The sequence below is a fragment of the Acidovorax sp. KPB24-07 genome (assembly GCF_057543315.1).
Genome location: NZ_BAAJYS010000798.1, coordinates 1 through 887 on the forward strand (window position 1 = coordinate 1; position 887 = coordinate 887).

2 protein-coding genes are annotated in these 887 nt (G+C 74.3%); both read left to right on the forward strand.

Features of this window, described 5'->3' with window-relative positions; genetic code table 11:
- A partial coding sequence (locus tag AC27IQ_RS25885; protein ID WP_487091352.1) for a spore coat protein U domain-containing protein occupies positions 1–500 on the forward strand: 500 nt, incomplete at its 5' end.
- The coding region (locus AC27IQ_RS25890; RefSeq protein WP_487091353.1) for a fimbrial biogenesis chaperone at positions 494–887 on the forward strand (394 nt) is incomplete at its 3' end. The genes AC27IQ_RS25885 and AC27IQ_RS25890, both read left to right, overlap by 7 nt.

The window sequence follows — 887 nt, forward strand, 5'->3', positions numbered from 1 at the left end:
CATTGCCGGCGTGGGTCGCCGCGCCCGCCGAGGCCGCCACGCCCATCGCCACCACGGCCACGATTCCGGTGAGCGCGACCGTAGCGCGCGGCTGCCAGATCTCGGGCAGCGCGCAGACCACCGGGCTGTCGTTCGGCCTGCTCGACTTCGGCGTGCATTCGCCCGTGCGCACCGGCACGCACAGCGTCATGGCCACGGGCGGCTCCGGCACGCAGGCCCAGGTGCTGTGCACGCCGGGCACCACGCTGCGGGTGACGGTGGGCAGCGGCCTGCATGCCAGCGGCGCGCAGCGCCGGCTCTCCAACGGCTCGCAGTTCATTCCCTATGCGCTCACGCTGGTCGCGGCCGGCTCGCCGGCCCTGTTGCCCAACGTGGCGGCGGACATGGCGCTGGGCGCCACACCCACGGCGCTGCCCATCCAGGCCACCGCGACGTTCCCGGGCTCCGGGCTCAGCGCCGGCACCTACACCGACACCGTGCAGGTGACCCTGTCGTGGTGACGCTGCACCGTTTCCTCGCGCTCGCCCTGGCCCTGATCTGCCTCTGCGGCATCGGCCCGGCGGCCGCACCGGCGCATGCGGCCACGCCGATCATGATCTGGCCCGTGGACCCGGTCATCACCGGCCCGCAGCGCGCGGTGGCGCTGTGGATGGAAAACCGCGGCGCCGAGCCCGTGTCGATGCAGGTGCGGGTGTTCCAGTGGCGCCAGGCCGACGGGCAGGACCGCTTCGAGGCGCAGCGCGAGGTGGTGGCCAGCCCGCCCATCAGCCAGATTCCACCGGGCCAGCGCCAGATGGTGCGCCTGCTGTCCACGCAGCCGGTGCCGGCGCGCACCGAGCAGGCCTACCGCGTGCTGGTGGACGAACTGCCCGCCGCCACGCCCCCCG